The 13,835-nt window shown below is 60.7% G+C and carries 5 protein-coding genes; 3 read left to right on the plus strand and 2 right to left on the minus strand.

Going from position 1 to position 13,835, the window contains the following annotated elements; genetic code table 11:
* Window positions 1-60: 60 nt before the first annotated feature.
* The gene (locus tag WMO66_RS03900) at window positions 61-2,127 is read right to left on the minus strand and encodes an ATP-dependent helicase (RefSeq protein WP_349135074.1); all 2,067 of its coding nucleotides are present in this window, start codon (window positions 2,125-2,127) and stop codon (window positions 61-63) included.
* The gene (locus tag WMO66_RS03905; RefSeq protein ID WP_349135075.1) at window positions 2,114-3,304 is read right to left on the minus strand and encodes a MalY/PatB family protein; all 1,191 of its coding nucleotides are present in this window, start codon (window positions 3,302-3,304) and stop codon (window positions 2,114-2,116) included. Before WMO66_RS03905 ends, WMO66_RS03900 begins: the two co-directional genes overlap by 14 nt.
* 220 nt (window positions 3,305-3,524) lie before the next feature.
* Here WMO66_RS03905 and WMO66_RS03910 point away from each other — a divergent pair, with 220 nt between their 5' ends.
* From WMO66_RS03910 to WMO66_RS03920, 3 genes are all read left to right on the plus strand, one after another.
* Window positions 3,525-4,664, plus strand: coding sequence for a helix-turn-helix domain-containing protein (locus WMO66_RS03910; RefSeq protein ID WP_349135076.1), 1,140 nt, complete (start codon window positions 3,525-3,527; stop codon window positions 4,662-4,664).
* Between the two features lie 251 nt (window positions 4,665-4,915).
* Window positions 4,916-5,950, plus strand: coding sequence for an S-layer homology domain-containing protein (locus tag WMO66_RS03915; protein ID WP_349135077.1), 1,035 nt, complete (start codon window positions 4,916-4,918; stop codon window positions 5,948-5,950).
* Between the two features lie 17 nt (window positions 5,951-5,967).
* A complete protein-coding gene (locus WMO66_RS03920) occupies window positions 5,968-13,614 on the plus strand; it encodes a S8 family serine peptidase (RefSeq protein ID WP_349135078.1) in 7,647 nt (2,548 codons plus the stop codon).
* Window positions 13,615-13,835: the final 221 nt, after the last annotated feature.

A 13,835-nucleotide genomic window follows, 5' to 3' on the forward strand; every position in this document is an offset into this window, starting at 1 on the left:
GCACTGTGGATTGACGGCGCAGGGCCGTTCAAATTATGATACAACGAATTGCCTACCGTGTCAATCGGCTTTTGCGGCATTTCCGCCGGATTCCTGCCGCAGGCTGAGAAGCCCGTTCGGAACGGCTGCGGCCAGCGAAAACACCCGCTCGCTGCCGCTGGAAAAGCGGATGCGGACACGGTCGCCCTCCCGCGCCAGAATGCGCCCCGCGCCATAGGCGCTGTGCTGCACCGGCGTGCCGGGGAGAAAGCTGTCTGCCGCAGTCTTTTTCTTTGACTTGCGCGGGATGCGGCGCTTCGGTCGGAACAGGAACTGCGAAAAGGCCGAGGACGTTTTTTCCGGCGGGAAGGTGAAGACGGCAAGCTCGTTGCGGGCGCGGGTCATGGCGACATAGAACAGCCGCCGCTCTTCGTCACGGTCGACGTCCTCGCCCTCCTTTGGAAACACGCCGTCGATGACGTCGAGCAGAAAGACCCGGTCATACTCCAGGCCCTTGCTCGAGTGCACGGTGGAGAGGATCAGGCCGCGCGCCTCGGACTTCGGCTGCCGCAGCAGGGCCTGCAGCTCGTCCAGACGCTCCAGCAGGCGCAGAGGATCCGGCTCCTGCGCGCCGAGCGCCTCCAGAATTTCTGCGCGGCTCTTGTCGGCCCCGCATTGGTCCAGGTAGTCGCCGTAGCCCATGAAGGCGACGATGCGGTAGACGGCGCGGTTGGCCTTCTCCGTCCGGAGGTTCTGCAGATGGGTCTGGAGCATGCGGCACTGCCGCCGCGTATACGGGGAGACGTCGTCGTCCGCCACGGCCAGCAGAAGCGGCTCGGCCGTGGGATTGTGGGCCGCAGCCCGCTCGGCCACGGCCTTCGGGATCCCGGCACAGAATTTATAATAAATGCGGCGGAACAGCGCGCCGTCCCACGGGGACTGCGCAAAGCGGATGATATCCGTGATGTCCCGCACGATCCGGCTGGAGAAAAACGTGCCGTCCGTCTGCTTCGCCCGGTAGGGAACGCCGTTTCGCTCCAGCAGATCGATGAGCGGCAGGGCGGAGTCGTGGTCGCGATACAGCACGGCGGTATTCTCCGGCAGATCGCGCGCGACCTCGAGCAGGTAGGTATACTGCCGCTCGCGGCGGTTCAGCGGGATCTGGCGGATGGCCGCGCCGCCGGAGCGGACGGGCTGCATGTGCTTGTCCCGGCGGGAGACGTTCTGGCGGATGAAGCGGTCGGCCGCCTCGACGATCTGCGGCGTGGAGCGGTAGTTCTGTTCGAGGAACAGGACCTTTGCGCCGGGGTGGTCCGCCTCAAAGTGCAGCAGCATATCCGGGCAGGCGGCGCGGAAGCCGTAGATGCTCTGGTCCTCGTCGCCGACGAGAAACAGGTTCCCGCCTGCACCGGCCAGCAGCGAGACGATCGCATGCTGGATGCGCGAGGTATCCTGTGCCTCGTCCACGCAGAAATAGTGGTAGCGTGCCTGGAATTCGTGCAGGATCTCCGGGACCTGCCGCAGGATGCGCAGGGCATAGACCATCTGGTCGTCATAGTCCATCTGCCTGGCATTGCGCAGCGCCTGCTGATAGGCGCGGTAAAGCGCGGGGAAGCAGTCGAGCTCCTTCCACAGCAGGTCCAACTCCTCCTTGCCCAGCATCTGATTTTTTGCATAGGCGATGAGCGTGCGGGCCTGCTTGAGCTCGGCGTCCGTCGGGTATTCGCCCTTGCACCGGAAATACAGCACGCGCAGCAGGGCGGTCTGCTCTGCCTCGCTCGAGAGCAGGGAAAAGGCGGTCCGTCCCATCCGCTGCTCATAGGCGCGGATGATGCGCGCAGAGACGCCGTTGATCGTGCGAAACTCCATCCGGCTGCCGAGCTCCTCGCCGAACAGGGAAGAGAAGCGGTTTCGCATGTCGCGGGTGGCAGCGACGGTATAGGTCATGGTGAGGATCTCCTCCGGGCGGACGTTGCAGCACTGCACGAGATAGCCCAGCCGCGTCACGAGTACGGTCGTCTTGCCGCTGCCGGGGACAGCCAGCAGCAGGACAGGCCCCTCGACTGCACCGGCGGCCGCCTGCTGCTGCGCATTGAGCTGCAGACCGTGCGCGCGGAGGAAGCCCGCCAGCACTTCAGCAGAAGGCATGGACACGAAGGCGCTCCATGGCCTCGACGAGCCTGCTGTGCGGCAGGGCCAGATTCATCCGGATGGAGTCCGGCCACGCAAACGCCGCGCCGTCCTGCCAGATGACACCGGCACGCGCGCCGCGCTCCTCCAGTTCCCGCAGCGTCATATGATGCTCCTGCAGCCACGCGGCGCAGTCCAGAAACAGCATATAGGTCCCCTGCGGCTGCATGACCTGTACGCCGGGGAAGTGAGCGGCGATGAAATCGCAGGCATAGCGGATGTTGTCCGCCAGCACGGGGCGCAGCTCGTCGAGCCACTGTGCGCCCTCGTCCGAATAGGCTCCGAGCAGGGCGTGCAGCGAGAGCACATTGCAGGAATTGTAGTGGCTGAGGTCGCCCTGCCGCGTCACGCGGTCGCGCAGCCATGGATCAGGGATGATGTGGTACGAGCCGATGAGACCCGCCAGCGAGAACGTCTTGCTCGGCGCATAAAATGCGGCCGTGCGGCGGCGTGCATCGTCCGAGACGGAAAGCGTGGGGATGTGATGATAGCCCGGCAGGATGAGATCGGACCAGATCTCGTCTGAGAGGACAAAGCAGTCGTTTGCGGCATAGACCTCCATGGCCTTTTCCAGCTCCCAGCGCTCCCAGACGCGGCCCGTCGGGTTATGCGGCGAGCAGAGGATGGCAAGGCGGATGGAATGCTCCTTCAGGCGGCGGTCCATGTCCTCGTAATCCATGCGCCAGACTCCGTTTTCATCGCGGCGCAGGGGAGAAAGCTCCGCTTTGCGGCCGAGATTATCCAGAACATGGGTAAAGCCGATGTAGGCCGGGGCGTGCAGCAGCACGGCCTCTCCGGGGACGGTCAGGGCCTGCACGGCCGAGCTGACGCCGCCAAGCACGCCGTTTTCATAGCCGATGTCCGCGCGCGTCAGGCCGGTCAGGCCGTTGCGCGTCTCCTGCCAGCGGAGAATGCAGTCAAAATATTCATCCGGCATGGAAAAATAACCGAAGTTCGGAAAAGCGAGACGCTTATGCATCGCCTCGAGGATCGGCGGCGCGGTCGGGAAGCTCATGTCCGCGACCCACATGGGGATGCGCTGCGCCGGAGCAGGGCTCACGCCCCAGGGATCGATGTTTGCGGCAATGGAATCCGCGCCGGTGCGGTCGAGCACCGTGATAAAATCATATTTCATAGTCCCTCCTGCGGCAGCTCCGTTTTTCGGATATGCCGTTTGGTTTATCATACCGGAAAGACAGAAATTTGTCAACTCCGGCAGGGGAGCGCTTTGTGACAATGACAGGAACGACCGATTTTTATGCGGCAGATTCCAGCAAAATATACAAGTTTTTTCCGAAACGGGTGTTGACAAATTGCGCGGGCGTATACTACAATAGCCGCAAAGGAGTGATCTTGTGAAGGTTCGTGTGATCGATAAACCCTGCCTTTTTGCGGAAACCGTCTATCTTTTATACTATTATATAAATGGAATAGCATATACAAGAGACTATGAGCGTGTAAACCGCAAATTCGGCCGCTACTTGCTCGAGAAGGAGGATCAGGGCCTGCAGCTGGCGCAGGAGCTGGATCGTATCTCCGCAGCCGTCACGCAGACGCTCGACCCGCATCAGGCGCGGCTGCGCTATTTTTTTGAAAAGCTGCCGGGAACGGATGAGAAGACCTGCTGCTGCCTTGCGCACACCATGCTCGTGGCCACGCCGCTCAACTGCACCGATATTGACTCGTTTGCCGCCGAGCTGCTGCGCACGTTCCGGTATATGTCGGGCATTGGCTTCAAGATCAACGACATGAACACCATGGGCCTCGTTCTGGAGCCGCTTGATCCGCAGGAGGAGCCGGAGCCGCTGCAGGTGCAGCTGGAACGGCTGCCATGCTCCATGGAGGCACGATGGGAGATCCTGCGCGTGCTGACGGAGTTCGAGACCTATCTGCGCGAGCTGACGGAGCTGCTCCGCCCGGTCGCCGAGCAGCTGGCGGCCGAAATGCAGGCGTTGACCGAGCGGAATCGCGCGCAGCTGGCCATCTGGGAAAAGTACTTCCAGACGCACTCCGTCGACACGTTCCAGCAGGAGATGTTCCGCGCGTCGTATCTCTTCACGCAGGAGATGCAGCCGGATGAGGTCTGGATCGCGCTGTGGAACTTCAACATGGTCGGCTTCTGGACGGAGTGGTTCGAGAGCGGCGGCAAGACCGTGCGTATTGCCTATCTCGGCGCGAACCTCAGCTTTGAATTTGCGGCGGCACATCAGGTCCGGCCGGATGCCGAGACACTGTGCGCCATGATGCGCGCCTTGACCGGTAAGGACAAGCTGGAGATCCTGCGGCGCTGTGCCGCAGAGCCGTTTTCGGCGGCGCAGCTTGCGGCCTCGATGAACCTGAACTCCGGCACGGTCTCCCGGAACGTCTACGGGCTTTACAAGCTCGGCTATCTGGAGACGCGCGGCGACGGTGAGCGCGTGAATTACATCACGCGGCCCGATGCGCTCGAACGCCTGTTCCGCTGGGTACTGGAATACGTCAGCGAACAGAAGTAAGATATGGCCCGTTCGGTACCTGACCGGTGCCGGACGGGTATTTTTTACCAAATTTTTACGCCGTCAGGACTATACGACTATTTATGAGACAAATATTAAAAATAAATGCTTGCGATTTTCCTGTGTTTATGGTAACATTGGGTAAGAGCTGTAAAAATTGCAGCTTGCCGCTGCAATACTGCCGACTCGGCAGGAACGGCGGGCCCGCATACCCGTCTCGGGTGCATCAAAAAGAAGGAGGAACAGAGATTATGAGAAGTAACGTTCGCCGGCTCTTTTCGCTGCTGCTGGCAGTCGCCCTGGTGCTCGGCCTGGGTCTGACCAGCGTCGCTGCGATCGAGAGCTCTCTCCTCACGCTTCAGGTCACATCCCAGCATGTGATCCGCGGCGATGAGGTCTGCGTCGCCGTGAACACGGAGGCAGACGGTGTCGTGGCAGACGGAAAGCTGACCTTTGCCTACGACAGCAAGAGCCTGAAGTTCGTCGGCGCAGAGGCAGGCGAGGCCTGGCCCGCAGGCACGGAGCTCAGCCTGAAGGTCAACTCCGGCAAGAAGGACGCCGTCGTTGCGGCATTTGCCGGTGCGAAGGCTGCCAAGGCCGGCACCGTCCTGACCCTCAAGTTCGAGGCACTGCAGGAGGGCAGAACGCAGGTCGTCCTGCAGGGCGGCTACATCAGCGGCGCGAAGGATGCAAAGCTGCAGTCCACCGCTACGCTGCTCGTCGAGTGCCCGGCTTCCCGCTTTACGGACGTCGATCGGAACGAGTATTATCACGAGGGCATCGACTTCGTCGTCAGCCGCGGTTACATGATCGGCATGGGCGGCGCGAAGTTCCAGCCCGATACCGAGATGAGCCGCGCCATGCTCGTCACCGTGCTGTACCGCATCGCAGGGGAGCCCTCCGTCAAGGGCACTGCACCGTTCCGCGATGTCGAGAAGAACAGCTGGTACACGAACGCTGTCATCTGGGCTTATCAGAACAACGTCACCAACGGCGTGAGTGCAACGGAGTTTGCTCCGGAGGAAAATGTCACCCGTGAGCAGATGGTCGCGTTCTTTGCGCGCTATGCCAAGCTTGCCGGTGTCGACACCACGGCAAAGGGCGATCTGAAGGCCTTTGCAGATGCCTCCAGCGTCAGCGCCTATGCCGTTCCCGCGATGACGTGGGCCGTTGAGGCCGGCCTCATCAAGGGCGTGGGCGAGAATAAGCTCGATCCCACCGGTAATTCCACCCGCGGTCAGGTGGCCACCGTCATCGTGCGGTATGCCACGCTGGTGCAGCACTGAGAAAGGGAGGAGCCGCAATGAAGAAAAGGATCCTGTCTCTGCTCCTTGCGCTGGCACTTGTTCTGACGGGCGTTCCCATGGCCTTTGCCACGGAGAGCGGCTTTGCAGACGGCAACGTCCCGGAGATCTCCACGGACGGCCCGGTGCAGCTCCCGAGCAGCAATATCGCTGAAGACCCGACTGTCGAGCCCGACGCGCAGCAGCCCGTTGAGGCTGGTGAGCCGAAGCTCGTGCAGAACGGCGAAGACCGCTTCTCCACACAGCTTGCCGAGAGCGAGCCCAAGGCGGACGAGGTTGTCACGTTCATCGTCGTCATGCAGAAGAGCCCGCTGCTCGTGGCAGGCTTCACGAAGGACGACATCGCCACCCGCGCGCCGAAGGCTGTCGCCTATGAGGCCGCGCTCCGTCTCGAGCTCAATGCGCTCAAGGCAAACCTCACGCAGAAGTTCCGCAATGACGCACAGTTCGAGCTGGGTTACACCTACACCATCGCTACGACCGGCGTGGCCGTAAAGACGGAGTACGGCAATAAGGAAGCCCTCGAGGCGCTTCCCGGTGTGGATCATGTCTACGTCGCCCCGACGTTCTCCCTGCCCGAGGAGGAGTCCACCCTGACGTCTGACGGTGAGCTGCAGCCCATGACCAGCAATGCCACCACCATGATCGGCGCCGATCAGCTCAATGCAACGGGCTTCACCGGCAAGGGCATGAAGGTCGCCATTCTGGACACCGGCATCGTGGTCGATCATCCGAACTTCGGCGCTCTGTCCGAGGATAAGCTCACCGAGAGCTCCCTGACGAAGGAAGGCGTCGATGCCATCTGGAACACGCTGAATGCGGGCCAGATGACGAGCCTGCGCAATTGCTCCTATTATAATAGTAAGCTCCCGTTCATCTTCAACTACTACACGCGCGATTTCGATGTTTCGCACGCAACGGCACAGCATGACCACGGCACGCACGTCGCCGGTATCACGGCTGCTAATAAGATCGAAGGCAGCAGTGTCATCGGTGTTGCGCCGGATGCCCAGATCATCGTCATGCAGGTCTTCTCCGCGGGCGGCGGCGCCGGCTGGGACACCATCATGGCCGGCCTTGAAGATTGCGTCCGTCTGGATGTCGATGCCTGCAACCTCTCCCTTGGTGCAGCCGGCGGCTTTACGACCGGCGACATGAGCAAAACGCTTGAGCTGTTCGAGAGCACCGATATCGAGGTCCTGATCGCTGCGGGCAACGAAACGAACGCTGCATATCAGAACCGCACCGGATGGAATCTCTCCCGTTCCGGCAACCCCGATGACGGCGTCGTCGGTACCCCGAGTACGCTTTCTGCCGCTCTGTCCGTTGCCTCCATCGACAACGACGGCGCAGAATCCCTGTACTTCACCGTGAACGGCCGCACCATCGGCTACAACGACACCGCAACGACGAACGCCACGAAGTTCCTGAGCAACTTCAAGGGCCAGTCTGTGAAATTCGTTCCGATCGGCGGTTACGGCGAGGCGAGCGACTATGAGAATGTGGATGTCAGCGGTAAGATCGCCCTGGTTTCCCGCGGCTCCAGCTCCTTCCCCGACAAGCAGGCCGCTGCACAGGCTGCAGGTGCGATCGGCATCGTGGTCTACAACAATGCCTCCGGCATGCTCAACATGCAGATCAATGACGGCGGCGATAACATCCCCGCAGTCTTTATCTCCAAGGCAGACGGCGAGTACATGAAGGCGCAGTTCGCCGAGGGCGTCAAGACCCTGACATGCTGCAACGGCGACCTCGTGCAGGTCAAGCGCGACCGCACTCTCAGCGACTTCTCCTCCTGGGGCGTCACCCCGGACCTGAAGCTGAAGCCGGAGATCGCCGGTGTCGGCGGCAACATCTATTCCACCCGTGATCCGAGCATCGCAGGCTCCAACTACGGCCTTATGAGCGGTACGTCCATGGCGACCCCGCAGATCGCCGGTGCGATGGCTGTTCTCATGCAGTATCTGCGCCAGAACTATCCGCAGTATCAGGAAGCAGAGCTCCGTCAGGTTGCTGCGAACCTCATGATGAGCACGGCGGATCCCATCCTCGATTCCAACGGCCTCGAGGTCTCCCCGAGAGGCCAGGGCGCCGGTCTTGCCAACCTTGTCAAGGCAACAAGCTCCCTTGCCTATCTGTCCAACGCGCAGGCTTATGAGAACCGCGCCAAGGCGGAGCTGGGCGACGACGACGCCAAAAACGGTGTCTACACGTTCCCGTTCACTATCAACAACATGTCCGGTGAGAAGGATCTGACCTATACGTTCAATGCCTCCATTCTCACCGAAACTGTCGTGACCTACACCAACGGCACGTTCATCGGCCACGCTCCCTATGCGCTGGGCGCTTCCCTGACCGTGGCCGGTGCGACCGAGTCGAACATTATGAAGTATGACTTCAATGACGACGGCGAGATCACGACGGCCGACGCCCGCGTCCTGCTGCTGCACGTCACCGACGATGCTCCCATCGCTGAGGACAATGTGCATTATGCCTATCTGGACGTCAATGGCGACGGCACCGTCAACAAGGATGATGTCGATGTCATCACGGCCTACTGCGCAGAGCTTGAGGTCAGCACCGATCTGACGGAGAATGCCGTCATTTCCGGCACGGAAGCGCTCGAGAGCGTCACCGTTCCGGCTGGCGAGTCCGTCACCCTGACTGCCACCATCACGCTGACCGCGGAAGACAAGGCCTATCTCGACGCATCCTTCGAGAACGGCATGTATGTCGAAGGCTTCCTCTATGTGAAGTCCGCCACGGATGACACGACCGACCTCGAGATGCCGTTCCTCGGCTTCTACGGCGACTGGTCTCAGGCTCCTGCGTTCGACTCTGCTGACGAAGACGAAGCCAGCCTGTATCCGCTCAGCATTTTCACGAACAATGCCGCCATCGGCACGAACCCGTACATCCGTACCGGCGCTTCCGGCGACGAGTACAATGCCTTCTCCTATGCCAACCCGCTTGCCGAGATCGACGTCGGCCTGCTCCGCAACCTGAAGAAGATCAACTTCCAGGTTAAGGATAAGGTCACGAACGAGGTCTACTTCGACCTGACCGGCGAGTATATGGCAAAGTCCTACTATAACTCCGGCTACGGCCAGATCATCCCGCTGTATGTTCTGGCAGAGGAAGGCGAGGTCTGGAACGGCCTTGACAAGAACGACAACAAGCTGCCCGACGGCACGACCGTCACCTACACTGCCAGTGCATGGCTCGATGACGGCGACGACGTGATGGACGATTCCTTCTCCTTTGATGTCACGCTGGACGACAAGGCTCCCGTTGTGGAGAATGAGGCGACCCTCCAGCAGGATCTCAAGATCGAGAACGGCAAGGTCCTTCTTCCGCTGAAGCTCAACGACAACCAGCACATCGCGGCCCTGATCTTCGTCAACAACGACGGCATCATTATGGGCAAGTACGAAGTCAAGAATGAGCCGGGCAAGACCTTTACCCAGGACTACGACATCACCGGCTTCGGCCCCGACTTCACCATCGTTGTGGCGGACTACGCCTGCAATGAGACGGAAATCGATGTCTCCCTTGACCTCGGCGCAATGGCCGATCAGAAGCCTGCCATGCAGAAGCTGAGCTCTGACCGCCTGTATGGCTGCGAGACGTTTGACCGCGCTGCCGTTGAAGGCGGCTGGTTCAGCGCCAACAAGGCAGACATGAGCGACTACCGCAACGAGACGTTCGACAGCTCGAACCGCTATTATTCTGCAGAGTACGTCAACGGCTACCTCGTGGCCCAGCGCGCAACGGACGGCGCGGTCGTGCTTGTTACCCCGTACAACACCTACTGGGGTTCTCAGACCCTCGTCACTCAGTCCGGCAAGGTCGGTGACAGCGGCTTCAAGGTCCTGTACGACATGGCACTCGACTATTCTGACAAGGGCAAGAGAGATTCGGATACGGTCAGCAACCACCTCTACGCTGTCGGCTGGAACTATGAAGGCGACCGCGACGGCGACGGCAAGGATGACGGAAGCAACGCTCTCTTCCAGATCAGCTTCTACTCCAACGGCTCCATCTCCCTTGAGAAGATCGCCGACATCACCGGCTCTGACGGTGAGATCCTGACCCTCGGCTGCACGACGGAAGGCCAGCTTTACGGCATTTCTACCGCCGGTAAGCTCTACAGCCTCGAGCGCGACGGCGTGTGCACCTACATCGGCACGACCGATTTCGTAAACTACGCCAACTACTCCGGCTGCAATGTCATCCAGTCCATGGGCTATGATCACAACACCGACACGATGTACTGGTATGCACACAGCCAGACGGCTGCAGGCAACACCTACATCAATGTCTGCATGACCTACAAGGTCGACCTTGCCACCGGCAAGTGCACAGAGGTCGGCACCTACGGCCCCGGCGGCCAGACGTCCCTGTTCGTTCCGACCGACAAGACGTCCGACCTGTTCACCATCGGCGTGGATCCGCAAGAGCGCTTCCAGCTCTCCCCGTATCAGCTTACCATGACGCAGGGCCAGCGCAAGCGCTTTGAGGTCGAGTGGAATCCGTGGAACGCTAAGGCAAGCGAACTGACCTGGGCCTCCGCGGACGAGACCATCGCCACCGTCACACAGCAGGGCTTCGTCACCGCCGTAGGCGAGGGCGAGACCGAGATCACCGCGACTGGCAAGGTCTGGGATCCTTGGCACTGGGATGAAGAAACCAGCTCCACCGTCCCGCAGTGGGTCGATTACACCGCGACCGCTACGGTCCGCGTCGTTGGCTCCGCAGAGGCCATCTACACCTATATTGTGGCGGACTACAAGAACGCCGCCAATGGCTTTACCTGGGTTACGTTCTCCGACAAAACGCCCACGCAGCTCACGCAGATCGCAAAGCAGAAGCTTACGGTCGTCGGCATCGACGGCGAGGAGAGCACGACCGATGCCATGTGGCAGGGTGCAGCCTACTACAACGGCTATGTCTACGCAGTCGTGAAGGAAGCCCGCGCTATGGATGACAGCACGTTCGGCGTCGGCACGTCCCTCTACCGCTTCAAGGTCAACAAGGGCGAAACCCCGGATAAGACCACGTTCGGCGATATCGAGTTCATCGGCTTCACCGCAGGCGTCGAGCTCGGCAACATGGGCTTCGATTACAACACCGGTCGTATGTACGCGGTCGATCTTACGAACGGCGGCCTCGCCATTGTCGACCTCGACACCGGCGCGATCGACCTGCTCGGCACCTACTCCGGCGAGATCGGCGGCCCGGCGATCACCCCCGCCATGACCGTCACTGCAGAAGGCTACATCATCGTCTCGGATATGTCCGGCAACCTCTACATGGTCGATGCCGACACCCTGAGCACGACGAAGCTCGGCTCCCTCGGTCAGGATACCTGGTACTATGCTTCTATGATGTATGACTACAACACTGGAAACATCTACTGGAACCCCTGCATGAATGCCGGTTCTTCTCCGCTGTGCCTCGTCCGCATCGACCCGCAGGAATGGGATCCCGACAAGCTCGAAGCGACGATCGTGAAGATCGGCAACGTCTCCACGAAGTCTGGCGTTGAGTCCACCGCAATGTTCACCATTCCGGAGAATGAGCCGGAGACGAAGCACATCCCCGTTGAGGGCATCGAGATTACGAACGGCGACAGTGTCACCGGCCTTGTCGGCGGCACGCTGCAGCTCGATACCGTCACGACCCCGGTCCGCCCGACTGTCCGTACCCGCACCTGGACCAGCAGCAACCCCGATGTCGTCACCGTTGACCGCTTTGGTGTTGCCACGTTCCACGGCGTCGGCACGGCGACCGTCACGGTCTCCATCACGAACAAGAATCCCGAGGTCGAGGGCGGCCCGTTCACGGACAGCATCGACGTCACGGTCTACGCCTCCGCAGGCACGTTCCTCTCGTTCCTGAACGACGACCAGAACGGCGGCAGCGGCTACTATGACTTCTGGCTGCAGGTCCCGGACAACAACCTGAGAACCTGCCCGGTGACGACCTCTGCCATCGGTACTTACTCCCTGCGCACCGGCGCTTACTATGACGGCTGTGTCTACGCCTACAACTCCAAGGGCGACTTCTACCGCTTCGATGCTTCGGATATTTCGTCCTACACGAACCTCGGCAGCGTCAACCTCGACGTGGAGACCGATCAGGTCACCGGCATGGCCATGGACTACACGACCGGCACCATGTACGGCCTGACGCTCAGCGGCAAGCTTGTGACGATCAACCTCGATAACGGCGCCGTCACCGAGATCGCGGCGACCTCCGAGAAGGTCACGGCTCTTGCAATCGACAAGAGAGGCGTCCTCTACGCAGCCGGAAGCACTGCCATCGGCGTGGAGGCGAAGCTCTACACCGTCGATCCGAAGACAGCTGCCTGCACCTTCGTCATGGATATCCCGGGCGCTCAGGTTGGCACCGGCAGCACCTACTACGGCAGCATGTCCTACAACGCACAGATGACCTATGACTTTGGCACGGATCGTCTGTACCTGCATGCAACGTATCACACGAAGCAGCTGGCCATGAGCAACGGCATGTACATGTTCATGCTGGGCGAGGGCACGCCTGAGCTCGTGAACCTCGGCAAGATCTCCGTCCAGACCGCTCCCGGCCGTACGACGAAGCAGGGCGATGCCTATCTCGGCCTCCTGTGCTCCATCCCGACCGCAGAGCAGACACCTGTCGGCAAGGTCAATGGCATCCTGCTGAACAAGACTGTCGGCCGTCTGGCCCTTGGCGAGTCCTTCCAGCTTACCGGCAAGGTCCGCCCGTCCAACGCGGCGAACCAGGCCATCACCTGGAGCTCCTCCGATGAGAACGTCGCGAAGGTCGATGCAAACGGTCTGGTCACGTCCGTTGCCGCAGGCAACGTCGTCATCACCGCCACGAGCGTTGAGACCGGCGTTACTGCCACCTGCACGCTGACTGTGGTCGACATGACCGGCAAGCCTGTTTCCACGGCTTACACGGTCTCCGCCAAGCACGACGCCCTCTACAGCTTCAACCCCGAGCTGCCGGACTCCACGGCGACTGAGGTCGCGACCTTCAGCGGCGGCACGAACATCACGGGTCTTGCCTATGACTACGAAGGCGGCCTGTACTATGTCGTCAACGAAGGCGGCCTGCCCTACATCTACTACTACGACCTCACGTCGAAGCAGACCACGCTGAAGGGCCAGGTCTACACCTTCACCGATGCCAACGATCTCGCGTATGACCCGGTAAATAAGGTGCTGTATGTTGTCGCGGGCTTCTACCTGTTCCAGTTCAATCCGTCCCGTATGGATCCCACGCAGCTGAACTACTGGTCGGCCTACCGCGATATGTCTGGCATGACGAACATCCCGTCTCCGCGTACCGTTGCCTGCAAGGACGGCAATGTCTATGTCCTCGCCAGAGGCTATGGCAATACCGAGCTCATCCGCGCGGATGTGGATCTCACCACATTCACGAAGCTTGCGGAGGTCGACCTCATGGTCGAAAACCGCCTCAACGAAATGGACTACGATCCGACGACCGGCCTGTTCTATGTGACCGACTCGGCACATCGCCTCTACTCCTTCGATGAGACCGGCGCGATCACGCTGATCGACACCGTTGGCGGCGGTCTGGACCTCAACGGTCTGACCATCGTTCCCGCTGACAAATAAGCGAAAATCAAGCGTTGCCGCCCTGTCCCTCGGGACAGGGCGGCAAGACTATCAGAAAAGCCGAAAGGCTTTTCTGATAAAAGATTGCAGTCCATTGCGCGCACGAATCGCCCGCCTTTGACGGGCGATTCGCACACTTACGGACTGAGCTGTATTTTCTCCGACGTGCACGCCGCCGGAGAAAATGATCCCATTTTATTCGCCGCCGGCGGGCGGCGCAC

Source organism: Faecousia intestinalis, assembly GCF_040096185.1.
In the GTDB taxonomy this organism is placed as follows: domain Bacteria; phylum Bacillota; class Clostridia; order Oscillospirales; family Oscillospiraceae; genus JAZOXB01.